At 64.4% G+C, this 24314-nt stretch carries 20 protein-coding genes; 9 read left to right on the forward strand and 11 right to left on the reverse strand.

Features of this window, described 5'->3' with window-relative positions; all coding sequences use genetic code 11:
- On the forward strand, positions 1-131 hold a 131-nt coding region (locus H5T73_08980; GenBank protein ID MBC7247897.1), incomplete at its 5' end, for a hypothetical protein.
- 55 nt (positions 132-186) lie between these two features.
- Here the strand turns inward: H5T73_08980 and H5T73_08985 are convergent.
- A complete protein-coding gene (locus H5T73_08985; protein ID MBC7247898.1) occupies positions 187-963 on the reverse strand; it encodes a biotin--[acetyl-CoA-carboxylase] ligase in 777 nt (258 codons plus the stop codon).
- Positions 964-1151: 188 nt separating this feature from the next.
- Between H5T73_08985 and H5T73_08990 the strand changes: the two genes are divergently transcribed.
- The 3 genes from H5T73_08990 (at position 1152) to accC (ending at position 5158) form a co-directional block, all read left to right on the forward strand.
- The gene (locus tag H5T73_08990) at positions 1152-1757 is read left to right on the forward strand and encodes a biotin transporter BioY (protein ID MBC7247899.1); all 606 of its coding nucleotides are present in this window, start codon (positions 1152-1154) and stop codon (positions 1755-1757) included.
- A 217-nt stretch (positions 1758-1974) separates the two neighbouring features.
- Positions 1975-3813 carry a pyruvate/oxaloacetate carboxyltransferase gene (locus H5T73_08995; GenBank protein MBC7247900.1) on the forward strand — a complete coding sequence of 613 codons (1839 nt, stop codon included), beginning with the start codon at positions 1975-1977 and terminating at the stop codon, positions 3811-3813.
- 4 nt (positions 3814-3817) lie between these two features.
- On the forward strand, positions 3818-5158 hold the full coding sequence (accC, locus tag H5T73_09000) for an acetyl-CoA carboxylase biotin carboxylase subunit (GenBank protein MBC7247901.1): 1341 nt from the start codon (positions 3818-3820) through the stop codon (positions 5156-5158).
- Positions 5159-5216: 58 nt separating this feature from the next.
- Here the strand turns inward: accC and H5T73_09005 are convergent, their stop codons facing one another.
- The 8 genes from H5T73_09005 to H5T73_09040 all read right to left on the reverse strand — a co-directional run bounded on the left by H5T73_09005 (position 5217) and on the right by H5T73_09040 (position 13130).
- A complete protein-coding gene (locus H5T73_09005; GenBank protein MBC7247902.1) occupies positions 5217-6089 on the reverse strand; it encodes a DMT family transporter in 873 nt (290 codons plus the stop codon).
- A gap of 206 nt (positions 6090-6295) precedes the next feature.
- Positions 6296-7426 (reverse strand): hypothetical protein, encoded by a 1131-nt coding sequence (locus tag H5T73_09010; GenBank protein ID MBC7247903.1) that lies wholly within the window; start codon positions 7424-7426, stop codon positions 6296-6298.
- Positions 7427-7447: 21 nt separating this feature from the next.
- Positions 7448-8575 carry a hypothetical protein gene (locus H5T73_09015; GenBank protein ID MBC7247904.1) on the reverse strand — a complete coding sequence of 376 codons (1128 nt, stop codon included), beginning with the start codon at positions 8573-8575 and terminating at the stop codon, positions 7448-7450.
- Between the two features lie 165 nt (positions 8576-8740).
- A complete protein-coding gene (locus tag H5T73_09020; GenBank protein ID MBC7247905.1) occupies positions 8741-9838 on the reverse strand; it encodes a hypothetical protein in 1098 nt (365 codons plus the stop codon).
- A gap of 132 nt (positions 9839-9970) precedes the next feature.
- The gene (locus H5T73_09025; protein MBC7247906.1) at positions 9971-10570 is read right to left on the reverse strand and encodes a zinc ribbon domain-containing protein; all 600 of its coding nucleotides are present in this window, start codon (positions 10568-10570) and stop codon (positions 9971-9973) included.
- Positions 10571-11012: 442 nt separating this feature from the next.
- A complete protein-coding gene (locus tag H5T73_09030) occupies positions 11013-11840 on the reverse strand; it encodes an arsenite methyltransferase (GenBank protein ID MBC7247907.1) in 828 nt (275 codons plus the stop codon).
- Between the two features lie 193 nt (positions 11841-12033).
- A complete protein-coding gene (locus H5T73_09035; GenBank protein ID MBC7247908.1) occupies positions 12034-12318 on the reverse strand; it encodes an AbrB/MazE/SpoVT family DNA-binding domain-containing protein in 285 nt (94 codons plus the stop codon).
- 347 nt (positions 12319-12665) lie between these two features.
- Positions 12666-13130, reverse strand: a complete 465-nt coding sequence (locus H5T73_09040; protein MBC7247909.1) for a DUF3795 domain-containing protein — start codon at positions 13128-13130, stop codon at positions 12666-12668.
- Between the two features lie 259 nt (positions 13131-13389).
- On the opposite strand from H5T73_09040, the gene H5T73_09045 reads away from it, so the two are divergent.
- Positions 13390-13842 carry a DUF3795 domain-containing protein gene (locus H5T73_09045; protein MBC7247910.1) on the forward strand — a complete coding sequence of 151 codons (453 nt, stop codon included), beginning with the start codon at positions 13390-13392 and terminating at the stop codon, positions 13840-13842.
- Positions 13843-13860: 18 nt separating this feature from the next.
- Here the strand turns inward: H5T73_09045 and H5T73_09050 are convergent, their stop codons facing one another.
- Both H5T73_09050 and H5T73_09055 read right to left on the reverse strand, forming a co-directional pair.
- Positions 13861-14661, reverse strand: coding sequence for an ABC transporter permease subunit (locus H5T73_09050; GenBank protein ID MBC7247911.1), 801 nt, complete (start codon positions 14659-14661; stop codon positions 13861-13863).
- Entirely contained in the window at positions 14654-15553 is a 900-nt protein-coding gene (locus tag H5T73_09055; protein ID MBC7247912.1) for an ABC transporter ATP-binding protein, read from the reverse strand. Before H5T73_09055 ends, H5T73_09050 begins: the two co-directional genes overlap by 8 nt.
- Before the next feature lie 436 nt (positions 15554-15989).
- Here H5T73_09055 and H5T73_09060 point away from each other — a divergent pair, with 436 nt between their 5' ends.
- From H5T73_09060 to H5T73_09075, 4 genes are all read left to right on the forward strand, one after another.
- On the forward strand, positions 15990-17204 hold the full coding sequence (locus H5T73_09060) for a hypothetical protein (protein ID MBC7247913.1): 1215 nt from the start codon (positions 15990-15992) through the stop codon (positions 17202-17204).
- Between the two features lie 89 nt (positions 17205-17293).
- The gene (locus tag H5T73_09065; GenBank protein ID MBC7247914.1) at positions 17294-17557 is read left to right on the forward strand and encodes a hypothetical protein; all 264 of its coding nucleotides are present in this window, start codon (positions 17294-17296) and stop codon (positions 17555-17557) included.
- 188 nt (positions 17558-17745) lie between these two features.
- Positions 17746-20871, forward strand: coding sequence for a PD-(D/E)XK nuclease family protein (locus H5T73_09070; GenBank protein ID MBC7247915.1), 3126 nt, complete (start codon positions 17746-17748; stop codon positions 20869-20871).
- The gene (locus H5T73_09075; protein MBC7247916.1) at positions 20868-24287 is read left to right on the forward strand and encodes a UvrD-helicase domain-containing protein; all 3420 of its coding nucleotides are present in this window, start codon (positions 20868-20870) and stop codon (positions 24285-24287) included. Before H5T73_09070 ends, H5T73_09075 begins: the two co-directional genes overlap by 4 nt.
- The last annotated feature ends 27 nt before the right edge of the window (positions 24288-24314 follow it).

The following is a 24314-nucleotide window of genomic DNA, read 5'->3' on the forward strand; positions in this document are numbered from 1 at the left end:
CCCAGAAGGAGCCCGAGAAGTACCCCGAGCTCATCGTGCGCATCGCCGGCTACAGCGCCCACTTCGTGGACCTCAACAAGAAGACGCAGGACACCATCATCGCCCGCACCGTGCAGGAGCTTGGTGCTTGAGCGAAAGTCGCAGGCAATTGCAGTGGGGGCCATGAAGACGGTCGCTTGAGGCGGCTCAAGGGAGTGGGATGAGATCGCCCGAGAGCAGGCGGTAGGTCTCGCCTTCCGCCTGGACAAGCAGGTTGCCTCGCTCATCGATGCCCGCCAGGAGACCCTCCAGGCGGTCTTCCCCTCGCGCATCCGCCGGGGGGCATCTCCCGTCCCGCGGGCCTTCGGGATGCAGCGTATAATTCTCTACCCTTACCCGCCGCCCCACGTAGGCGAGGTGCCGGCGGTATTCGTCCCACACGCGGTCTCCATCGCGGGAGCATCTCTCCTCCAGCTCCCGCAACAGGGCGTGCAGCAACTCGTCCACGCTGAAGAACGTCCCCTCCTCGATGAGGAGGGAGGTGGGCGGGAGCTTGGAGGACAGGCGCAACTCCTCCGGAAGATATGCGACGTTCATGCCCAGTCCCACCACGACGCAACGCCCTCCTTCCCCGTCATACGCCTCGCTCAGGATGCCCCCCACCTTGCGCCGGCCGTAAACCAAGTCATTGGGCCACTTGAAGAGCGGCCCCTCACCGCCCAGGCAGACCACCGCGGCGCGCGCGGAAACGGCCACCAGCGCCGCAGCCGCGAAGGGCGCCACGTCCCCGAGCACCAGGCTGACGATGAGGCTCTTGCCCGGAAGGTCCACCCAGTTCCTGCCCAGCCTTCCCTTTCCCGCGGTCTGGTGCCTGGCGGTGACGACCAGGCCTGCTCTGGCACCTCTTTCCAGCAAGCGCCTGGCTTCGAGGTTGGTGGAATCGATGCACTCGTATCTCCTCAGGTCCCACTCCCGCATAACCATACCCGCTTCCATTCCAAAAAGAGCTCCGTCACCCGGTCAAGGTCTCACGTCGCGCGGCGGCGCGTGGAACAGCGGCGCCGACGGTCCATTGGTTATGTTCACTTCAACTAAAGTAGAATATCCGCCGCGCTATTGACATCGCCGCTTGTTTTCTATATAAATATAGCAAAATCCATAAGGGGGTTTCCATGGAAAAACGCGTGACGATCGCGGCGACGGTGAAGTCTACCTCTCTGGAGAGGAGCATGCTGGTGCGCGCCCTCCTCTTCGCCTCACTGACGGGGATCGGCGCCATCATGAGGATACCGCTTTCCCCGGTCCCGGTGACCATGCAGGTCTTCTTCGTGCTTCTCTCGGGATTGCTGCTGGGGCCCTTCTGGGGTCCCTGCAGCCAGTTGCTCTACATCCTCATGGGGACGTGCGGGGCGCCTTTCTTCGCCGCGCCCCCCCACGCGGGACCGACGGTGCTCGTGGGCCCCACGGGCGGATACCTGTGGGGTTTCCTTCTCGCGTCCTGGACGGCGGGGATGGTGAGCGACATGCTGTCCCGCCGTTCGCGGGCAGGGGGAGCTGCGCGCGGCGCGGCGCTCCTTGCGGGCTGCCTTGCCGGGATAGCGCTCCTTTACCTGTGCGGCGCTTCCTGGCTGGGAACATGGTTGGAAATAAATGGCAAGAGCGCATTTCTGGCTTACCAGCTGGGAATAAAACCCTTCCTGGCGGTGGATCTGGCCAAGGCGGCGCTGGCGGCCGCCGTGGCCCTTCCGCTGTCCGGGATTCAGCGGTACCTGGGGTGAACCTGCCTGTCGACGTCGCGGTCGGCGTTGCAGAGGTAAACTTCAGTAGAGCCAGGAGCAGGACAGGCGGTCAGCGCGAAAATCGTTCCGGGAGGCAGACCGCGGCAAGGCCTTGGTCGGCCCGGTGACCTTACAAGAAAACCCGCCCACCGGCAGCGATCCGCCGAGAACCGCCGACGCGGTTTCGGCACGGTAAAAATCACGGGAAGAGGTGATCATGGAAAAGAAGAAGCGCCACATCGGCATAACCGACACCACCCTGCGGGACGCCCATCAGTCCCTGTGGGCGACGCGCATGCGCCTCACCGACATCCTACCCATCGCGGAACGCATAGACGACGTGGGCTACCACTCCGTCGAGGTATGGGGAGGGGCGACCTTCGACGTGTGCATGCGCTACCTCAACGAGGATCCCTGGGAAAGGCTGCATCGCATCAGGGAGAAGTTCAAGCGCACCAAGCTGCAGATGCTGCTGCGCGGCCAGAACCTCGTCGCCTACCGCAATTTCGCCGACGACCTGGTGGAGGAATTCATCAAGCACGCGGTGGCCGGAGGCATAGACATCATCCGCATCTTCGACGCCCTCAACGACATCCGCAACATGCAGAAATCCATCGAGGTGACCAAGCGGGAGGGCGCTCACGCCCAGGGCACCATATGCTACACGGTGAGCCCCGTGCACGACATCGAGAGCTACGTGGCCCTGGCCAAGGAGCTGGTGGAGCTGGGTTCGGACTCCATCTGCATAAAGGACATGTCCGGCATCCTGGCCCCGTACGTCGCGTACGACCTGGTGAAAAGGCTCAAGGAAGCCGTGGAGGTTCCCATCCAGCTCCATTCCCACGCCTCCACGGGCATGGCCACCACCTCCTACCTCAAGGCCCTCGAGGCGGGGGCGGACGTGGTGGACTGCGCCGCGGCACCGCTCTCCCTCTACACAAGCCAGCCCGCCATCGAGACCCTGGTGGCGTCGCTCAAGGAGACCGAGTACGATCTGGGGCTGGACTTCGACGCCATCCGCGACGTCTCCGAGTATTTCGAGGTGGTCTCCAAGAACCGCAAGCTCATGGGTGCAGAGCAACCACTCATCGACATCACGGTGATCTCGCACCAGATCCCCGGTGGCATGGCCACCAACCTCATCGCCCAGCTGGAGCAGCAGAACGCCCTGGACCGCCTGGAGGAAGTCCTGGAGGAGATACCCATCGTAAGGCGTGACATGGGTTATCCTCCCCTGGTCACTCCTACCAGCCAGCTGGTGGGCACCCAGGCGGTATTCAACGTGCTCCTGGGAGAAAGGTACAAGATCATACCCCGCGAGATCGAGAACTACGTCAAGGGATACTACGGCAGGCCGGCGGGCCCCATCGGCGAGGAACTGAAGCGCAAGGCGCTGAAGGGGGAGGAGCCCATAACCTGCCGGCCCGCAGACCTCCTGGAACCGGAGCTCCCCAGGGCGAAGCAGGAACTGGACCCCTCCCTGGTGGAGAAGGAGGAGGACTACATCTCGTACGCCATCTTCCCCGACATCGCCCTCAAGTTCTTCGAATGGAGGAAGAACCCGGTGATCAGCGAAGAGGAGCCGCCGCAACGCCAGATGGAGCGCCGCGAGAAAGCCCTTCTCGACGGGGCGTCCCTGGAGGAGCTCTCCGAGAGGCTCGCCGTCGTGGTCAGCGAGGGCGTGGCCCAGGCCCTGCAGGGCCTTTCCGTCACCATCAGCCTGGGCGGGCAGGCGGCCGGCGTGGAGGCGGCGGCGGTCCCCGCGACCAGGAGAAGCGCGGTGGCGCAGATGGAAAAGGAGGACCTCGGCTTGGTGCTGGTGCGCGCGCCCATGGTGGGCACCTTCTACCGCACCCCCTCCCCCGGAGCGCCCCCATACGTCGAAGAGGGCGACGAGGTAAAGGAAGGACAGACCCTCTGTCTCATAGAGGTGATGAAGCTCTTCAACGAGATCCCCTCCCCGGTGAACGGTCGGGTGAAACGCATCCTCGCGGAGCATGCCAAGGGCGTTGAATACGACGAAGTCATCATGGAAATAGAGCCCCTGGGAGGGTAGAGCCTTGTTCAAGCGTGTCCTCATCGCCAACCGGGGCGAGATCGCCCTGCGCATACTGCGCGCCTGCAAGCTCCTGGGGCTGGAAACGGTGGGCGTCTACTCCAAGGCGGACACCGATGCCCTGCACCTGAACTACGTGGACCAAAAGGTCTGCGTGGGTCCTCCCGCGAGCGGGGAATCGTACCTCAATATCCGCAACATCATCGGGGCCGCGGAGATAAGCGGGGCGGACGCGGTGCACCCCGGCTACGGCTTCCTGGCCGAGAACGAGGACTTCGCCCGCGCCTGCCGGGAAAACGACCTCGTCTTCATCGGCCCCTCGCCCGAGGCGATGGCCATGATGGGCAACAAGGCGCGGGCGCGCGAGACCATGGCCGCGGCGGGCGTTCCCATCCTTCCCGGGATAACCTCGCAGGACCTGGACGAGTCCACCGCCCTCAAGGTGGCGGACGACCTGGGTTTCCCGGTACTCATCAAGGCCTCCCTGGGGGGCGGAGGCAAGGGGATGCGCATCGTCAACGACCGCCAGGAGCTGATAAAGGCCCTTCCCCTGGTGAAGGCGGAAGCCAGGCACGCCTTCGGTTCCGAGGAGATATACCTGGAAAAGTTCCTGCGGCGCGCCCGCCACGTGGAGATCCAGGTCCTCGGGGACTTGCACGGAAACGTCATACACCTCAACGAAAGGGAGTGCTCCATACAGAGGAGGAACCAGAAACTGGTGGAGGAAGCTCCCTCTCCCGCCGTGGATGCGGAGCTGCGCAAGCGCATGGGGGATGCGGCGGTGAAGGGGGCGGCATCCATAGGCTACAGCTCGGCGGGGACCATGGAGTTCCTCCTGGACGAGGAGGGCAACTTCTATTTCATGGAGTTCAACGCCCGCATACAGGTAGAGCATCCCATAACGGAGATGGTCACCGGCATCGACATCGTGGTGGAACAGATCAAGAACGCCATGGGGGAGCCCATGTCCCTGAAGCAGGAGGACGTGCCGCTCAAGGGACATGCCATCGAATGCCGCATCAACGCGGAGGATTTCCACCGCGATTTCCTGCCGACTCCCGGCGTCATCGAGACATGGAGGCCTCCCGGGGGCCCGCACGTGCGCTTGGACACGCACTGCTACCAGGGCTACGTGGTTTCCCCCAACTACGACTCCCTGCTGGCCAAGCTCATCGCGCACGGGAGCGACCGCGCGGAGGCCATGCGCATCATGAGGCAGGCCCTGCAGGAATTCGTGATCGAGGGGGTATCCACCCTCATACCCTTCCATCTGCGCCTGCTCGCCAACCCGGATTTCCGGGCCGGCAGTTATCACACGCGCTGGGTGGAACAGGAGATGTTCTGACGAGATACGCCCGGCCACGATACGCGGCCCGGAACATTGCGCCCCGGCGGAGTCCCCTTCAGGCGCCCCACGCGCGCCTCAGGACCATGGCGCCCGCCGCGACTATGCAGGCGCCTCCCACCAGGTCCTGCCAGCCCAGGCCCTCTCCCAGGAAAAGGGAGCCGAAGATCATGGCGCTCACCGGTTCCAGGTAAGCGATGATTCCCACGTGTTGCGCCTTCACTCCCCTCACGGCATACACATAAACCAGGCCGGCAAGCGCGGTATGCACGGTAGCCAGAACGACGAGGGACAGCCAGCCGCGGCCGCTCACGGGAAAACTGCGGAACGCGCAAAAAGGGAGCAGGAGAACGGCGTTTGTCGCGGTCTGGTAGAGGCTCACGGTGAGCGTGGGGGTGTCCTCGCGCAGTTTCTTCAGTGCGAAGAGAAGGAAGGCATAGGAAACAGCCGAGAAAAGGGCGAAGAGGGTGCCCATGCTCAGAAGTCCAGCCCCACCTTCCCTGCCGGTGAGAGAGATCAGGGCCATGCCGGCCAGGGCCAGGAGCAAGGCCGGCACCGTCACCATCTCCAGCCTTTCCTTGAGCAGCAGCGGGGCCAGGAAGGCTACCAGAACCGGGGCGAGGTAGGTGATGAACTCCGCGTCCCCTATGGAGAGCCGGTTGAGGGCCTTGAGGAAGAGGACCCAGTGGAGGGTCAAGAGGATGCCGCTTCCGACCAGCAGCACGGGATGCTTGCCGGGACGCAGTTGTTCCCGTTTGCCGCCCAGGGCGATCACAGCGGCGATGCAGGCCGCGCCGACGGCGGAACGCACGAAGACGACGAAGTGCTCCTGCCCCGGAAGGCCCACCCACCTCAGGAACACCCCCACCGAACCCCACAGCGCCGCCGCGCCCGCGATCAGGAGGTAGTCCGTCGCCCTTCTCGCTTCCATGCCGCGTTTCTTTCCGCCTCTCCCCCGGTCCTCCGCCGCGATCTCCCGCGCTACGTCACGCGGTTTCCCGCCCCGCCCGTTCCGCCTGCGAAGAAGGCATGCCCCATTCACCGACACTAAAACAAATCCCCCGACCGCGGTAGCTCGCCGTCTTCATCGGAAGGAAAGGCGCGGCGCCAGACGATATTGCTTCCGGGCGAGAGGCCTCACCTCGCCTGGATGGCGATATGCAGAACGCCGTCCTCGCTCAGTTCCCACTGCGGCGCTTCGCTCTCCCGCCCGGTGATGAGCTCGAAAAAGGCCTGTGACATGCCCACCATGAGAAGGTGAAGGCAGGCGTTGGCGATCTTCACGCTGATACTGCGCGCGTCGGCCTGGAGCTCACCCAGGTACCCCAGGCCCCTGCGCGCCAGGTAAAGCTTCAGGGAGGTGGCCACCTCCCGTGCCTGCCCGGCATCCACCCGCGCCTTCACGAAACGCCTCTGGGCCTCGACGACCGCCCGCTCAAGGGAAACCCCGTGCTCCGCCACCATGTCGTCTAGCACGGCATCAACGGCCAGCGAACCGAAGATGGCGACCCTTCTGCCGGTATCGCCGGCGGTGATGGTCCCCCGCGCGAGGTCCCACCGGTAGGCCGCGATATCCCTCGGTATGCCGCAGGTAGAGCATCTCTCGTACGCGATATCCCCGGGCTTGAACTCGTACCTCTTCCTGCGCCTCAATCTCCCGCCGAGAGCCACCTGGTGTGAGCCGGGATAAACGCTGACCCGGAATGCGTCCTCCCCAACCTCCTCGCTCTCCACCCGCATATCCACCCCCTCGAAGGCCTCCACCGCCCCCAGCACGTCCGCCTTCCACAACCACAGCGAATAAGGATGCTTGATGATCAGGGAGCGCCAGGGATAAGGCTCTCCGCTCTCCCAGTCCATGGACGCCTCCCCGTATCCGAAGACGCGGGCGACGTTGATGACTCTCTCGCTGAGGTCCTTTCTTATCCTCTGCACGGATTCATGAAGCATCTTGCCCGCGGGAGAGTCCCGGTCGTCCGCGCCGGGCACGCCCAGGAGAAGCGTGTTCCTGACCTCGAAGGGAAAGGTCCTCTCGATGAACCTCCTGGTCTCCCTCCTCCGGCTCTCGATGACCAGGGGTTCCATGGGCTCTCCCGTGAGTTCCGCCACGCCGCGAAAGACGTTGTCTATTATGTTGGATTCGTAGATGACCATGCGGTTACCGGGAGACTGGGCAAGGCTTATGACACCGCCGTCCTCCCAGCGCAGTTCAGCGCCCAGCATAGCAGGGGCGCCGCATTCCCGGCATCTCTCGATCTCCGCCACCATCGCCCCCCAGCTCGGCTTCCTTCAGACCTTGACCACTATGTGCAGGTCTCCGTCGTCCGACTGCTCCCACTCGTAGGTGGACTTCTCCAGGTTCAGGGCGATCTCGTAAAGGGCCTGGGCCATGCCCACCATCAGGTGCGGCAGGCAGGAGTTCTCGATGGTCAACGAAAGGTGCTTTTCGTCCGCCTCGAAGAAGGTCAGGTTGCCCATGCCGCGCAGGGCGGTGAGGCGGTTGAAGGTGATCCCGCCCCTTCTCCAGTTCATCTCGCCGGTCCTGTCCTTTACGTAACGCCTCTGCGCCTCGACGATCACCCCCGGTATTTCCTCTCCCAGCTCCGACTCGAGGTCCGCGAGCACGGCCTCCAGGGCGGCGGGCCCGAATATCGCCATCCTCCACCCGGTCTCCGAATCGGTGATCGTCCCCTCTTCCGTATCCCAGCGGTAGCGCGCCAGGTCGGCCGGAAGGCCGCAGGAGGGGCAACGCTCGTAGGAGATGTCGCCCGGCTTGAAGGCACGTACCCTTTTTCTGTGCAACCTCTCCTTCAACTCCACGGGATGTTCGGAAGGATAGGCGATAACCCGGTATACCTCCTCTCCCACCTGCTCGTATCTCGCCCAGAGGTCATCTCCCTCGACGGCCTCCGCCGACCCCAGGGCGTCGGCGACCCAGAAGGGTATGGAATAAGGCCTGCTCACCACGTTCGTCCTCCAGGGAAAGGGATCGCCTTCCTCCCAGCCCTCGCCGGGTATGGATCTACCGTATCCGTAGACCGCGCCTATCTCCATGACCCGCATGGTGACCCTTTTCGCCACCTCCCGCACGGGCACGCGGACCACCCGGGAGAGGGGTCCATTTCCCGCCAAATGTCCCTTGAGCACGCGGAACATCCTCCCTATCAGGGGCGGGAACCTCCTCTCTATGTATCTTCTCACCTCGCGCCGCCTGCTCTCGATGACGATGTGCTCGATGGGCATGCCGATGAGCTCCTCTATCCCACGGAAAAGGTTGTCGATGACCCTCGATTCATAGAGCACCATGCGGTTTTCGGGAGACCTCGCAAGGGTTATCACCCCGTTGCTCCCCCACCTCAGCTCCCTGCTTATCATGAGGGGGATACGGCATCGCGGACAGACCGGGATCTCCTTCATCGCCACCCTCCGAAGCTCCTATGTCCCGCTGCTTGCGGGCCGAAAAACCAAGATCACCTGATGATACTTCACCGCTCTCCCTCGAGCTCCCTTTTTCCGAGTGGCGCCCTTTTCCTTGCGCACGCGAGCGAGAACAAGCCCCCGTTTACCCCGCCCTCTCCTGCGTCATCTCACCCAGGTGGATACGGTAAGGTCCCCGTCCTCCGCCAGTTCCCATGCCACCTTGGAGCGGTCCACCCGGTAGGCCATCTCCACCAGGGCCTGTATCGCGCCCACCATGGGCAGGTGCAGGGCGGAGTTCTCCACGGTCAGGGTGAGGTGGCTGCGGTCGCCTTCGAAACTGGCAAGGTTTCCCAACCCGCGCAGGGCGATCATGCGGCGGAAGTTCTCCGCGTCCCTCCTCCATTCCTCCGACGCCCAGGCGACGCGGATGTAACGGCGCGTGGCCTCGATGACGGTGTCGGGGATAACCACTCCGAGCTCCTCCTCGAGGTCGTCGAAGATGGCGTCCACTCCCAGGGGCCCGAAGAGGGCCATGCGGCGACCAGTGTCCGTGTCGGTGATCACCCCGTTCTCTGGATCCCATTTCCGCTGGGCCACGTCGAGCGGGACGTTGCATTCAGGGCAGCGCTCGTAATCTATGTTCCCCGGCTTGAATGAGTATCTCCTTCTCTTCAGGCGCTGCTTGAGCTCCACCGGATGCTCCCCCGGGTAGACCTCGATGCGGTAGGTGTCTCTCTGGATCTCCTCGTAGCGCACCCACATGTCGATGCCTTCCATGACCTCTATGGAGCCCAGGTTGTCGGCGGCGGCGAAGAATATGGAATAGGGCTTCCTTACGATCTGTACCCGCCAGGGATACGGGTCGCCTCTATCCCAAAGGTCGCTGCGCCTGGTGTGACCATACCCGTATACGTGGCCTATGTCGATTATGTTCTGTCCGATGTTCCTGATGGTCTCCCTGAGCCCGTCCTTTCCCCCGCCGTCCTCTTGCCCGTTTCCCTCGCTCACCTTCCAGATCTCCGGCGGATAGATCCTCTCGATATAGCGTTTGGTTTCCCGGGCGCGGCTCTCGATGACGATGTGCTCTATGGGCATGCCCAGGAGGCGCTCTATGCCACGAAAAACCTCGTCGATGATCTCGCACTCGAAGAAGACCATGCGGTTGTGCGGCGAGCTGGCGAGGGAGATCACCCCGTTCGGTTCCCACCTGTGTTGCCGCCCGATGAGAGAGGGGACCCCGCAGTACTCACACTTCTCCATCACCCATCCTTCCCACCGATGTCCGCGTGCCTTGTGAAGTGAACCCCGCGCGATAATCGTATCAGGGCAACATGGCCTGTACCTTTCGCTTATCTTCTTCGCGCCCTTGTGGCGGGAGAACCTTTCCCCGCGCTAAACCTCCACGTAATCGAATATCAACCAGTCGTTCCCCTCCCTGCGCAGCTCGAACTCCAATTTCATCGTGCTCCCGTCGGTGAACTCCAGGTCCACGCCAACGCGTGCCCGGGAGCCGTTGATGCTCACCTCGTGCGCGTTCCAGCTCTTGAGCACGCCCACGCTCTCCTTCACCACTTCTTCCTCGAAGCTCCTGCGGTCGTAATCCCGCTTGAGCCTGGACTGGGGGTGTATCAATCCCCAGGCTTTCCCAGCGTCCCCCTCGTTCACCGCCGCGATGTAGCGGTTGGTGACATCAACGGGCGCCTTCACAGCCCGGAAGATGAAAATGCCCGACACCACCGCTCCCGCCCCCAGGAGCAGCAGGAGGACAACGACGACGATCACCACTTTTTTCCATACGCCGCTTGAACTTTTCGGTGGAGGCGGCGGGTAGGATGGCGCATAGGGGGAGGGGGGAGGCGCGGGCGGCGGTACCTGCCCGTAAGCGTTCCCTGCCCCTTCAGCCGTCTCGCCGGGACCCAGCGCGTTCCCGCAGGCGGGACAGAAGAGGGCGCCTTCGGAAAGCTCCTTCCCGCACTTCTCGCAGTATCCCACTCTCCTTACCTCCCCTCTCCGCCATGCCGCCCCGGCGCTGCGAAACAGTCCGCGAAAAAGCGGGCCCCTCGCGCCGCGTTCCCGGCCGCACGCTTTTCCCCGCGGGGCTCGCGACCGTTTGCCGGCGCATCGCCCCGCCTTAACCATCCGAAGTATTTTTCGGAAAGCAAGGTGGATTCCTTGAAAGAGCACGCTCTTCCGGCGCCGCAGCCGATCGCTCCCGGGCATACCGTTCATCCCGGAAAGGAGACCGGCGGGTCGTCACGCCTCCGCGGTGCCCGGCCCCCCCGTCACACCGACCGCCCCCGCGCGACCCCAGGGCAGGGCGGTTCCCTGGTACACCCTGCGCAAAACAGGTCACCGCGCAAACCGTGGCCGCCCGCAGGCATCCGGGACCATGCCGCGCACCCTTTGCCCCTGCCCTGCCAGACTATCCCAGCGGCTAACGGGGCTTCAACGCCCGCACGGAGGCGCTGACCACCGCCGCCTGCATTTTCTCCAGCTCCTCCCGCGGCAGATCGCGGCCGGCCACCAGTGCCTGCGCGCTCGGGTCGTTGGCCATGCAGTCAAGGGGGAAACGGCTCTCCTGTACCACCTCGACGTCCACGAACCCGGCCTCCCTTATCATGCGCAGGTAATCATCCTTGCGCGCGGCGCCGGAAATGCAGCCCAGGTAGGCGGCGGTGGATTCCCGGACGACCTGAGGCAGCTCCCCCTCCAGAACGATATCCGAGACCAGTAACCGTCCGCCGGGCTTTAGAACGCGCCAGGCTTCGCGGAACACCCGGGGCTTGTCGCATGAGAGGTTTATGACGCAGTTGGAGATGACCGCGTCCACGGAAGCGTCGGCAACCGGAAGGTTCTCTATCTCCCCCAGGCGGAACTCCACGTTCCCGTAGCCGCCCTCCTGCGCGTTCCTCCTCGCCTTCTCCAGCATCTCGGGCGTCATATCCACGCCGATCACCCTTCCTCTCTCACCCACCCTGGCGGCGGCAAGAAAACAATCCAGCCCCGGGCCGCAACCCAGGTCGAGCACCGTGTCTCCTTCTTCCAGGGAGGCCAGGGCCACCGGGTTGCCGCATCCCAGGCCCAGGTCCGCGCCCTCCGGCACCGCTTCCAGCTCCTCCCTGACGTAACCGATCCTCTCGCTTATCCTCTCCGCCGCGCCCCCTCCGCAGCAGGGCTCCGCCGGTCCGCAACAGGATCCTTTCTTCCGGGCGATGGCCCCGTAACCCTGGCGCACGACCTTCCCGATATCCTCTCCCTCCATCCTCGATCCTCCTTCGTCCCTTTCATGTGCGCGACCCCGCCGGGTGAGGCGATCCCTCACGACAGGCGCCTTCCCCGCCGCCGTGCCCTCATGCCCACGCGCCCGTGCGTCGGGCAGCCTTGAGCGGGTCCTTTGTTGTCCCCGCGGGTCACGCCGGCTTAGATCCTTCTCCGCCCATGTTGCGGGAGCGGCTTTAAAGCATGTCCCTGAGGGTGGGGCCCAGCCTTTCCCTTACCAGGTCTCCCAGCTCTTCCGCCCTCATGAGGACCATGCAGCATACCTCTCCGTCCCTTTCCCAGCTCACCAGCGCCAGCTTGTCTCCAGCCCTGATGCCCGCCCGCTCCCGGAAATCCTTGGGGAGCACCATCTGGCCTCGTTCGTCCACGCTTATGAGGGATTCCACCCGGCAAAGGCTTCCCGCCCCCCCTTCCGGGCAGCATCCCGCCTCTTCATATCCGTTTCTTGCCTTCGCGCTCATGCTCCCACCTTCCCGGGTCCGTCTAACATATTCTGATTAATCTTACTTATCTGAATATTATGATAATGTGACCCCACTGTCAACCAGGCCGGGTCGGAGAATGCTCTCTCCCTTACCGCACGCTTTCAAACGTGGATGGTCGCTCCCCGTACGATAGAAGCAGGTGTTGCCGGATTCGCACGCCGCATACCAGTCGTGCCCAGACGTAAAAGGGAGTGGTGAGAACGCCTCGTATACACCCGCCGTGCTTGCGCTGTCCATAATCCTTACGCGGGGCTTCAGCCGGCTGCAGCCGCCCTCATACCAGTGAGGATGCCTGCGGGTACCTTAAGCCTCCCGGTCGATCGCTAGCTCTTCTCTTTCGGCTTCCTGGCCGGGCTGTACCATAGCGGTCCCCCCGCAATCCATTCCTCCACCCCCACCTTCTTTATCTTGCGCAGGTTTCTCACAAGCGCATCCCCGTGCACGGGCACGAGGAACTCCAGTTTCCGGCAGTCGGCGAACTCCGGGCATTCCCAGCACCCTTCATACTCTTTCTTAAGGGCACACTGTGCTATATGGCAGAACTGCGAACGGCTGCTCGTCTTGCACCCCTTGCAGCGCAGCTTGACCAGGGAGCCGAGGAACTCGTAGGTTCGCCTATACTCCTCCGCGTCAAGGAAAGGTATCACCTCGCTGACCTTGTCGAACCTCACGCGCCGCAACTCACTGCGCAGGTCGCGGGCCAGGTCGGGAATGGTCCCCACGTGAAAGGCGCACTCCGGGCAGTATAACCCGCAATACGCCACCGTCTTCAACCGCTTCGTGCTCAATTTTTCCTCCCTTCCCCGCGTTCCTTACTCGCGCCTCACAAACCGGCGACCCCGCCGTGGCTTAAGGTTACCATACATAGGGATCATGCATTGGGATCGCCCGCCGCCTTACCGCCTGGACGTATTGCAGGAAGGAGAGCCAGGAAGATGTAAGGGTGAAAGCGTAATTACCTGTGGCGGTGCAAGGCGCCGCCGTACTAACATGGGTCATACCCAAAATCACTGTAACCGTGTGACCCGGTAAGCGGGAGGGAGGAGGATGAAGGTGGAAAAGGAGTTGCTGGCGCCGTGCGGTCTTTACTGCGGCGTCTGCGCCGTGCTCATCGCCCATCGCGACGGGAACGAGAAGTTCAAGGAGAGGCTCCTCGGAGTCTACGGCTTGGACTCCACGGAACAGGTGCGCTGCAAGGGTTGCCTCTCCGACGACCGCTTCCTCTACTGCGAGGTATGCCCCATACGCGACTGCAGCGAGAGGAAAGGCTTCGAGGGCTGCCACCAGTGCGAGGACTGGCCCTGCGGGTTCATCGAGGATTTTCCCATGCCGGTGGGGAAGAAGGTGATGCTGCGCGCCGTCCCCGCCTGGAGGGAGCTGGGCACCGAGCGGTGGGTGGAGTCGGAAGAGGCGCGTTACCACTGCCCTGCGTGCGGGTACAGGCTTTTCCGCGGCGCCAAGCGCTGCCGGTCCTGCGGCGAAGCCGTGGACGTGGACTGAACGCGGGGCCCGCTGCCGTCAGACCAGGACATCGCGGCGGTCGAAGAGGAGGACGGAAAGGCCGACGAGGACGAGGGCCGCGCAGAGGAGCACGGCCGCGTGTGCCACGTTGAGGCCGTGCTTCAGCGGCTCAGCCCCGATGTAATAATAGAAGGGGGAGAGCTTCTTCCAGCCCCTTAGCCCCTCCACGACCTGGGCGATGGAATTGAGGAAGAAGGCGGCGAGGGCCACGGCGGTGGCGACGCCGATGGACGTCCCCCTACTGCCCGTGGCGCACCCCAGGGCCAGGGCAACGGCGCCGAAAAGCAGCCCCAGGAGCACGCAGCTGAAGGTGGCGGCTGCCAGGTTGGCGAGGCTTATCTCCATCCCCACGGCCGGGCATCCCAGTGCCAGCACGGCCCAGAAGACCGCCCCCAGCGCGAGTGCCGCCAGCGCCATGGATGCCGCCTTTTCGAGCACCACCCGGCGGCGGGTGAGCGGGTTGGCGAGGAGCAGGTCAAGGGTGCCCTTCTGTTCCTCCCCGGCGATGGCGCCGCTCCCCCGCGAGATGGCGAAGATGAGGAAGATGATGGGCGCCATCATGAAGAAGAGCTCCCCGTTAAGGTAGCCCGCGGGCGATGTGTATTCCTCGACGTTCTCGCCCACGAAGGCCTTTATCCACTCGGGGGCCTCCTGGAAGAACTCGTTCAGCCCCTGCGTCCTGGTGATCGAGGGATAATAGGCGACCACGAACACGCACAGCGCGGTAACCCCCACAACCCACCACAGGAAGGAAGCCCGCTGCTCCCAGAGTGACTTGAGGAAAACGTTCCTAAGCATCGAGGCCTCCCTGGTAGTACTCCATGAAGATCTCCTCAAGGCTCACCTCGGGACTCACCAGGTTGAGCACCTCGTGACGCGCGGCGGTCTTGATCAGCGCGTCCACGCTGCCCACAACGGAGCAGACCAGGGTGTTGTCCTCCACGCGCAGGTCCCTCACTCCAGGCAGTCCCCGGAACTCCTCCACCGGCACCGGGGAGGCGAAGTGTATCTCCAGCCTGCGCAGGGCCTTCTCCTTGAGGTTCTCGATATCGTCCACCGCGACCAGGGAGCCCTCACGGATGATGCCCACCCGGTCGCACATCCTCTCCACCTCTGGCAGATTATGGGAGGAGATGAAAAAGGTCGCACCCTCGTCGCGCAATTCCCTCACCATGCGGTGGAACTCGAGTTGCATGAGGGGGTCCAGCCCGCCGGTCGGCTCGTCGAGGACGAGGAGCTCGGGCCGGTGCATGAGTGCCTGCAGGATGCCCAGTTTCTGCCTGTTGCCCCTGGAGAGCGTCTTTATGCGCAGACCGAGATCGCACTCCAGGCGTCCGGCGAGGGAGCTCACGTAGCCCCAGTCCACTCCCCCTCGCAGGTTCCCCAAGTAGCGCAGGAATTCGCTTCCCGTCATCTTTTCGTACAGGGCGAGCTCGCCGGGAAGGTAGCCCACGCGCCGGCGCACCTCGACGCCGCGCGTACGCGTATCCATCCCCAGGACCTCGGCCCTACCCCGCGTGGGGCGGATGAGGTCGAGAAGGAGCCTTATGGTGGTCGTCTTGCCCGCGCCGTTGGGGCCCAGGAAACCGAAGACCTCGCCGCGCCGCACCTCGAGGTCGAGTTCCTCGACCCCGCGTTGTTTACCGTAGTACTTGGTCAGGCCCCGCGTCCCGATGACCGTCTCACGCATCGGTGCCCCGCTCCACTGAGAACGTCTCCCGTCTTTAAGCCGCTCATCCTTTTCGGTCGTGCCGTCGTGTTTCCCTGCATGCTATCCCATCGTCCCGGTGCGGGCCCAAGTGGTCAGGCCCCGCGTCCCGATGACCGTCTCACGCATCGGCGCCCCGCTTTCGGCGCCCCGGCCCGCCGACCGCCGGCTTCCAGTCAATGCTATCCCATCAACTCCAGGCCGGTCTATACTATACCCCAGGAGGCCAGAGGAGGTGCGGAGCGGGCAAATGCGGTCCGCGACCGGGAAGGGCGCCGGTCCGTAAGGGTTATCATGCCGTGCTTGCCTTCTCCGGTGTTGAGCTGCACGCGCCTCCTGTCGACCGTGGGGCGCGGTTGAGCCGCAAGGAAGCGGCCGACGCGGCGGGACGCGGAAAGAACGGAAGGGGGCCGGGGAGGTGCTTAGAGGCGGGGGAAAGGGGTCTTGCGGCGAGAAGAGCCCTTTCTTCGACTACGAGAACTGCGATCTCTGCGGGGAATGCCTTTACCGCTGCCGCTACCTGGACCTCACGCGGCAGGAAGCCGTGGAGGAGATGAAGCGCCTGGTGACCGGGGAGCCCACGAAGGCAGTGCACCGCAGGTGCATCAGCTGCTACGCATGCGACGCCTTCTGCCCGCGCGATTGCCATCCCTACGAACTCATCATCGGGGCCTGGCACGAGCGCTACCGCGAGCGCGGCCTCCCGGTCAGAGCTTCCTACCTCATGCCCGCCTCCCGCCCCAACTTCCGCAGCGACCTGGTGAGGACCATGCGACCGTGGGAGCGGGAGCTCCTGCGCCGGTGGAAGGATAACCCTCCCGAAGGCGAGCTGGTCCTCTACCCCGGGTGCAACGCCCTTACCCTCCCCCATCTGCTGCACGGCGATCATATGGCAGGGATTACCATCAGCGGCGACCTCGACCTCTGCTGCGGGGAGATGTACTTCCGCATGGGCCTCTTCGACGTGGTGGAGCGGGTGGCCGAAAAGCTCACCGCCTATTACCGCGGACGGGATATCGGCACCATGCTCTTCGTCTGCCCCGCGGGGTTGAACATGTTCCGCAACGTCCTTCCCGACCAGTTCGGAGCCGAGTTCTCCTTCCAAGCCAGGTACCTCGGCGACCATCTCCTGGAAAAGGTGGAGGCGGGTGAACTGGAGATAAAGAGGCGGCTGGACCGCTCCGTGGCCGTGCACGATTCCTGCCACGGCCGTGTCCTGGGCGGGGAGGTCACGGATACCGCGCGCAGGCTTTACTCCCTCCTGGGACTGGAGATGCGGGAGATGGCGGACGATCCCGCGGAGGGCCTGTGCTGCGGCATGGCCGCCGGCTGCAACCGTTACCGTCCCGAGGACATGTACCTGGCGGCGGTGAGGGAGCTGCGCGCGGCCGCAAGGACCAGGGCCGACGAGCTGGCCACCTACTGCGGGGGCTGCCAGCTGACGCTGGCCATGATGCGCTGGCTCTACCCGACCCGCCAGCCGGTGCGCCATCTACTGGAATACCTCAAGGAGGCCATGGGGGAGGAACCCTATCATCCTGCCCCCCGCCGCGTCCTGCGCATGCTCGGCAACGTGGCGGTCAAGTCCTTCCCCAAGCTCGCCTCCCGGCGTACATATTACATAGAGATATGAGCTTCCTGGACACAAGGAAACCGGTCGCAGGGAAAGTGCCCGCGCTGGCGGAGAAAATCCTCAGGTTGTAGGTGTAAAGGCAACCCGACCTGGAGAAACGTTACGGCCGGGCTGGCCTGGAGATCTGCCGCCAGGACATCCAGCACCACCTTTTCTACCTGGCCGAGGCGCTTTTCCTGGACTCGCCCCTCCTTTTCGAGGAGTACATATCCTGGGTCAAATCCTTGCTGAAAAGCCTGGGGGTCCCTGCCGAGGACATGATGGTCAACCTCCAGTGCATGCGCGAGGTGCTCCGGCGGGAACTCCCGCGGCAACATGCGGAGCGGGCCGGCGACCTGCCGCCTTCGGCGTAGCTCCCGCGCATACGCACCCCCTCATGACCATGCCGTACCCACCCTGCGGCCGGGATCCTGTCACCGCGCGGGACTAAAATATATTCCGGGAAGCCGGCGGCCCTTCGGGCCGCGGCGATGGAGCGCGATGCCGATCGGGCGGCATCGATGTTCCCGCGTGGAGAAGACATGGAAAAAGGCAGGGGGAGATGTCACCAGGCCATGCCGCGCAGTGCGGCAGGAGGTTGAGCCGGCTCGCGGAAGGCATCCGGGAGCTCTGCTCGCGCCACCTCCTGGAGGAGAAATGGCTCCTTGCGCCCTCGTACAGGGTTGCCTTCCAGTGGCTCGACGCGGTGGCGTTCTCGGGCCAGCCCGTCTTCAACCTGCGCCTGAAGACCGTTCCCTCGCTCGCGCTCGAGATAGCCGCGCCGAAGATGGTTGCGGAGGGCCTGTCCTTCCTGGAGGGGTTCAAGCTCCAGTTGCTCATCGAGGAAGTGCTCCGGGGTCTCGGCGGAGCCGGGGGCTATCTGCCCGGGATGCAGGAGAGCTCCGGCCTGGCGCAGGCCGTGCGCCGCTCCCTCCTTGACCTGAGGCTTGCCGGCCTTGCCCCGGAGGGACTGCGGACGCGGGATTTCGAGGTCGCCGCCAAGGGAAGGGAGCTGGCAGCCCTTCTCCGCGCTTTCCAGCACGAACTGGAAAGGCGCAGGCTCGCCGATTATCCGGAGGTATTGCGCCTGGCCGAAGAGGCGCTGCGCGACCATCCGGAGACCGTTCCCGAGGGGGTGATCATCGCCATGCCCGAGGACATGGAAAGGAGGTCCTGGGGCCGCGAGAGGGCGTTCCTTCTCGCGTTGCTCCAGCGCCGGTCATTCCCCCTGCCGGCCGATCACCCCGAGGGCGAGCGGGAGGTGGAAAGCGATGCCTCGCTGTTGAGATACGCGCAGCGCCCCTCCCTGGCGCCATCCCCCCGGGGAGACGGGACGGTGGAGCTGTTCCGCGCCGCGGGCGAGGCCAACGAGGTGCGCGAGGTATTACGACGCTGCCTGGAAAAGGGAATCCCTTTCGACGACGTGGAGATCCTTTATACGGACAGCGAGACCTATCTACCCCTCATCTACGAGGTCTCTTCCCTGCTCGCCCGCGAGGCGGGAGAAGCACCTCCCGCGACCTTCGCAGAGGGGATACCCCTTGGTTACACGCGGCCGGGACGCGCCCTCGCGGGCTGGCTGCAATGGATCAGGGAGGATCACTCCCAACCCGTGCTGGCACGGCTGCTGCAGGACGGTCTGCTCGACGTCGATGGTGCCGAAGAGGAGGGGTTGAGCTTCTCCCGCCTGGCCGCTCTCTTCCGCACCCTCCCCATAGGGAACGGGCGAGGGCGTTACCTCCGGGCTTTCGACGCTGTTCTCCGGGACTCGACGGCAGGAGAGGGTACGGGGGAGGACGGCAGCGGGGGAGATTCACCGCGGAACGCGAAAATCCGTGGGCTCCGGCTGTTGAGGAGGTTGTGTTGCGACCTGCTCGACTCCCTACCAGACGACCTGGATGATGCCGCCGGGGTCCTCTCCGCCGTCCAGGAGCTGCTGACATCGAAAATACGCGGCATCGGCGAGATGGACGAGTACGCGCGCAAGCGCCTGCTGAAAACGGTGCGCGAGGCATCATCGTGCCTCGGGGAAGTCCCCCTCTCCGGAAGGAGGGTCCTCTCCTGGATGGAGGAGCAGGTGGCAACCGCCGTGGTCGAGGGCGAGGGCCCGCGTCCAGGGCGCATCTTCGTGGCTCCCCTGCACTCCGGGGGACACTCTGGCCGTTCCCACGTCTTCGTGGTGGGACTGGACGACGGCCGCTTCCCCGGGGCCGCTTTCCAGGACCCGCTCCTCCTGGACTCCGAGAGGAAGAGGCTGTCCGCGGAACTGCCCACCTCATCCACGCTCAGCGAGATCAAGGTGGAATCTTTTTCCATGTTGATGAGCAGGCTGCGCGCCAGCGTCACCCTTAGCTACAGCTGCCGCGACATCGCCGAGGACAGGGAGATGTTCCCGAGCCCGGTCATGGTGTCCGCCTTCAGGATCACCTCCGGGAAGCGGGATGCTACCCTGGAGGACCTGCTGGCTTCCCTTCCGCCTCCCGCCTCCTTCGCGCCCACCTCGGAACGGGGGTGCCTCTCCATGTCCGAATGGTGGCTGTACCGCCTCTGCGAGCGGGGCCCGGTACCCGATGCGGAGCAGGCGGTGGCAGCGGCTTTCCCCCACCTGGGCCGCGGCATGGATGCCAGGCGCGCCCGCGAGAGCGATGGCTTCACCGTGTACGATGGTTACGTACCCGAAGCGGGAAGAGACCTGGATCCCTCCAGGCCGGGGGGGCCGGTGCTCTCCTCGCAGCGCCTGGAATTGCTGGGCAAGTGCCCGCTGGAATATTTCTTCACCTACATCCTCGGGATAAGCCCCCCGGAAGAATTCCTCTACGATTCCCAGGTCTGGCTGAACGCCATGGAAACGGGGGGATTGCTGCACCGCGTTTTCAATGCCTTTTACCGCCGACTTCGCGAGCTGGGGGAGCTCCCCGACTTTCAACGTCACTGGCCCTTGCTGCAAGAGATACTGGAGAGCGAGATAGAGTCCTCAAGATCACTGAAACCACCCCCCAATCCGCAGGCTTTCGCGGAGACGCGGGCACGGCTTCGCATGACTGCCAGGATATTCCTCCGCGAGGAGGAGGCGAACCGCGAAGCGAGGATGCCGCTCTACTTCGAGGTCGCGGTGGGCACGGAGAAAGAGGGGGGCAACCCCGTCGACCTGGCGGAGCCGGTGACGGTAACGCTGCCCGGTGGCAGGCAAGTACGGGTACGCGGCACCATCGACCGTATCGACGCCCTACCCGGCGACGGGAGGGAGCGTTTCGTGGTCTGCGACTACAAGACGGGTTCCGCCGGCGGTTACGACGAGAAAGACCCCTTCCGCGGGGGAAGATGCGTACAGAACTACCTCTACCTGGTGCTGGCGCGCGCCTGCCTCCCGCAGCGCCACCGCGATGCGGAGGTCACGTCCTTCGAGTATTACTTCCCCGGCGTAAAGGGGCACGGGGAACGCGTCTCCTGGGAGGCGAGCCGGTTGGATGGGGGCCTCGAGGTCCTCGCTGACCTGTGCAGCATGCTCTCCCTGGGATGTTTCCCCTGCAGCGACTACCCAGATGACATGAAACACAGCGACTTCAAGCCCGCCTTCCTCGACGTGGAAAAGAGCGCTGAGCAGCTGCAGGCCAAGCTCGCCAACCACGAGAACGACACTCTCGCTCCCTTCAGGCGCCTGCGCATGCCCGGGGAGGTGGGGTCATGACGAAAGCGCGCGCAAAGCAAGGCATGGAGCGCCTTCCCGACCTCGGCCAGAGGGAGAGGATCGTCACGGAGCTCGATAAGAACATGCTGGTGGAGGCCGCGGCAGGGACGGGAAAGACCACCTGCATGGTGCAGAGGATGCTGGCCCTGCTGCGCACGGGGAAATGCGGAGAGATCCGCAACCTGGTGGCTATCACCTTCACGCGCAAGGCCGCGGGCGAGATACGCAGCCGCTTCCAGGTGGAGCTGGAACGGGAAACGAGGGAGGCTTCGGGAGCGGAAAGGAAGAACCTGGAGCGCGCCCTGGACGGGATTGAGCATTGCTTCATCGGCACCATACATTCCTTTTGCGCCCGTCTCCTGCGGGAAAGACCCGTGGAAGCCGGGCTGGACCTCAACTTCAGGGAGATGGACGACCTCGAGGACAGGCTCCTGCGGGAAGAGGCCTGGGAGGAGTTCATCTCCCGCATCACCTCACACGATCCCGACGACATAACGGGTGAGCTCGGCAGGGTGGGTTTGAGCCCTTTCGATCTTAAGCCTGTCTTCATGGACTTCGTGGATTTCCCGGACGTGGACGAGTGGCCCCTCCCCGACGATGTAGACCTGGAGGCGGCGTGTGAGCGCGCGAGGAAAAACCTGGAAGCATACCTGGAACACGTGCTGGAGCTGCTTCCACGACTTCCCGCGGAGTCGGGCACGGACGAACTCATACCGGAGCTCAAGCGGCTGCCGCGTGTCGTTTCCCACTACAACCTGGAGGATCCCGTGGAACTCATGGAGGTTCTGGAACGCTTCGAAAGCGACCCCAAGGTCACGAAAAAGATGTGGGAAAATGGCTCCGCGCTGACAAAGGAAGACGCCGAGAGGGAGAGTGAACGTTGGAGCCGTTTTCGCGAGGATACGGTGCGGCCGGCCCTGGAGGCATGGAGGGAGGCACGCTACGCGGTGGCCATGCGTGCGCTCTCCCGCGCAGGAGAGGTTTACGAGCGACTGCGGATGGAACGTGGTTGCCTGAACTTCCAGGACCTGTTGATGTCCGCGGCGCGCCTGCTGCGCGAGAACCCGCATGTCAGGCGCTACTTCCAGTCCCGCTATACCCACCTGATGGTGGACGAGTTCCAGGACACCGACCCCGTGCAGGCGGAGGTCATCTTCCTGCTCGCTTCCTCCGACGTCGACCAGGTTGACTGGCGCCGTTGCACGCCACGCCCCGGTTCCCTCTTCCTGGTAGGGGACCCCAAGCAGTCCATCTACCGTTTCCGCCGCGCCGACATCACCACCTACAACGAGGCCAAGAAGCTGGTGCTGGATACCGGAGGCTCGCTGGTGCACCTGTCCGCCAACTTCCGCTCCCGGCCCGCGCTCATCGATTGGGTAAACCGCGTCTTCGAACCCCGGGAGGAGGCCGACGCTGGCACCGGGACGGAGGCCAGGTTCCCGCCGCAAGACACGGATGTCTCGCCGTGCTACGTGCCCCTGCTGAAAGGAAGGGAAGAGGGGGATTCCCTTGGGCTGGAAGGCGTCTATCGTATCCCCGTTCCCAGGGAATTGAGCAAAAAGGAACAGATCATCCCCTACGAGGCCGACCTCATCGCGCGTTTCATCCGCCATGCCCTGGACGAAGGCATGGCCATCCCCCGCTCCAGGAGGGAGATGGAGCGCGGTGTCCCCCCGCAGGCCAGACCCTCCGACTTCATGATCATCACTTACAATAAGGGCGGCCTCGACATCTTCGCCCAGAAGCTGCGTGAATACGGGGTGCCCCACCGCGTCAGCGGCGGAGCCGCCCTCAAGGATAACGAGGAGCTGCGGCTGCTGTACCTGTACCTCAAGGCCGCGCTCTACCCCGACGATCCCGTGGCGCTGGTGGCCGTGCTTCGCAGCGAGCTCTTCGGCATAAGCGACGCCGCACTCTACTCCTTCAAGAAGCACGGGGGGGTCTTCTCCTTCTATGCGCCCGTCCCGGAAGGAATGCCCGCGGAAGAGGCCGAGGCCTTCAGGGATGCCTTCCGGCGCCTGAGGAGGGGCCGTGAATCCATCTTCCGGATGCCGCCCATGGCCGCCGTCGAGAGCACGGTGGATGAACTGGGGCTTGCCGCGCTGGCCGCGTCTCGCCCCGGGGGAGACCTGCGCGCGGGGGGATTTCTCAAGGGCGTGGAGCTGCTGCGCGAAACCCGCGGGTGGGGTTGGAGCAGCGCCCAGCTGCTGGACACCCTGGGGCTCATGCTCGAGGGCAAGGTGGAGCATGACGGGATGACCGCGCGTTCCGAGGACCCTCCGGCGGTGAGGGTACTCAACCTGCACAAGGCCAAGGGCCTGGAAGCGCCCGTCGTCTTCCTCGCCGACGTCACCGGCAAGCAGAGCAGGCCGTATGTCCAGCGGCACGTCGACCGCTCCGGAGACAAGGTGCGTGGCTACCTCGCCCTCTACCGAGACCAAGAATCTTACTCGAAGAAGATCCTGGCGCATCCACGGGAATGGGATGACATCTCCCGGCGCGAGCTCGTATTCCAGGAAGCGGAAGAATTGAGGCTGAGGTACGTGGCCGCGACCCGGGCGGGCACGGCCTGCGTCGTGAGCACCAGGGAGACGTTCAGAAACAGGAACCCGTGGGCGGCTTTCCAGGATCTCGTAGCTGACGGGCCTGCCCTCGAGGCACCAGCGCGGACGGTACACGACACGGAGGAAGGCGAGAGAATAGGCCGCCAGGAGGTACGATACGCCGTGGAAGAACTGCAGGGCTCGCTGGCCGCACTGCGGAAAGAGACCCACCGCGTGCTGGCCGCCAGGGAATACGCTCTCGCCGAGGCGGAGAGATTGACCGGGAGGCGGACATGGGAGATCGTGGAGAGGGGCTCACCGGGACGGTCCTCGCGTCGCCATGGTCCCGGAGCCGATCTGGACAACGTGCCAGGCGATGACGGGGGGAGCGAGCAGGGCATGGCCTGGGGCGAGGTGATCCACCTCCTCCTGCAGGTGGCCATGGAAAGGCCACGGGCTGATCTCCTCCCCCTCGCGCGCTCCGCCCTGCGCGGGAAGGACATGGACCCCTCGCTGGCGGAGGAAGCGGTCCTCGTCGCCGGCGCCATCACCGCCTCGCCCCTGTGGCAGAGGGCCCTGCGCAGTGGATGCCGCCTGGTCGAGATCCCCTTCCATGTCCCGCTCGACGACGGATGCGACGTCCCCACCGTCGTGCGCGGCGTCGTCGACCTCGCCTTCCGGGAAGACGGCGGCTGGGTGCTCGTGGACTACAAGACCGGGGGCCGCGGAAGCAGCAAATCGCGCGGACTGGAGCCGGATTACGAAGCCCAGATCCTCCTTTACGCGCGGGCCTGGGAGCGGTGCACGGGCGAGGGGGTGAAGGAAGCCCTGGTGTACCTGGTGGAGGAGGGCCTCCTCTACCGCGTGTCTTGAGGAAAACCGCTTGTTCCGCTGAACGGC

The organism is Actinomycetota bacterium (assembly GCA_014360655.1).
In the GTDB taxonomy this organism is placed as follows: domain Bacteria; phylum Actinomycetota; class Geothermincolia; order Geothermincolales; family RBG-13-55-18; genus JACIXC01.